Annotated in this window: 1 protein-coding gene; it reads left to right on the top strand. The window is 67.3% G+C overall.

All coding sequences use genetic code 11. From position 1 onward, the window contains the following. The first annotated feature begins 60 nt into the window (after positions 1–60). Positions 61–1,044, top strand: a complete 984-nt coding sequence (locus tag ACLQ24_RS29695) for an ISAs1 family transposase (protein WP_425895046.1) — start codon at positions 61–63, stop codon at positions 1,042–1,044. Positions 1,045–1,298 lie beyond the last annotated feature (254 nt).

Raw genomic sequence — 1,298 nt, 5'->3', positions numbered from 1 at the left:
GGTCCGTCGGTGATCATGTATTTGCGAAGACCATGATCGAGAACAGGACCGCACCCGCTGATGTCATCATTACTGACCGAGATCGTGCTGCCGCAGCGCCCCCCGGACATGCCGTGCCCGGCCACGGTCACCGATGGTGACCGTCGGAGCCTGTTCATCGCGTTGGAAGCGGTAAACGACCCGCGCGATCCGCGCGGCCGACGGTATCCACTGGTCAGCATCCTGGCGGCAGCGGTATGCGCGGTGATGGCCGGGGCGTGCACGTTCGCTGCGGTCTGCGACTGGGTGCGTTTCCAGGACCGTACGGTCTGGCAGCGGCTCGGGTTCACCGGCCGGGTGCCCGCCGCGACGACGGTGTGGCGGTTGTTGATCCGGCTCGACGCCGAAGTGTTGTCGCAGGTCCTTGCTCGCTGGCTGCGGGCGAGGGCGTCGCCGGTCGTGGTCGCCGGGCGCAGGTGGCACCTGGTGATCGCCGTCGATGGGAAGGTCGCGCGGGGTGCCCGACTGGCCGACGGCCGGCAGGTCCACCTGCTGTCGGCGTACGACACCAGCACCGGGATCGTGCTCGCCCAAGTGCAGATCGCTGCGAAGTCCAACGAAATCCCCGCGTTCACTCCGCTGTTCAAGCTGGTCGCGGCCGTGTTGGGGTCATTGAAGGACGTTCTGGTCGTCGCGGACGCGCTGCACGCCCAGATCGGGCACGCCGAGTTGCTCGCCGCTGCCGGCGGGCATCTGATGGTCGCGGTCAAGGGTAACCAGCCCACCCTGTTCGCCCAGCTCAAGGGTCTGCCGTGGGCCGAGGTCCCGGTCGGGGTCCAGACCCGCGAGACCGGCCACGGCCGTAGGGAGACCCGCACGGTCAAGGCGCTGACCGTCAAGACTCCGGGAGGGCTGGGTTTTCCCCACGCACAGCAGGCCGTCCGGATCACCCGCACCCGCACGATCAAGGGCAAGACCACCCGTGAAGCCGCCTACCTGACCAACTCACTACCCGCCGGCCAAGCCCAACCCGCCGATCTCGGCACGTGGGCGCGTTCCGAGTAGCATATCGATAACCGCCTACATTACGTACGAGATGTCACGCTCCGTGAAGACGCCCACCGGGCCAGGACCGGCAACGGCCCCGCCGTGTTCGCCACCCTCCGTAACACCTCGATCGGATATCACCGCATCAACGGCGCCACCAACATCGCCGAAGCCACCCGAGAGGCCAGCCACCGCCCCCACGACCTCATCACCGCCGTGACCACCGAAATACCGACCGCGACCAGGGTCAACACCACTACGCAATAGCCCTG

Source organism: Micromonospora sp. DT4, from assembly GCF_049841675.1.
Taxonomy (GTDB): Bacteria; Actinomycetota; Actinomycetes; order Mycobacteriales; family Micromonosporaceae; genus Micromonospora.
The sequence above is the reverse complement of the archived record's forward strand: the minus strand, read 5'-3'. Positions and strand labels throughout refer to the sequence as shown.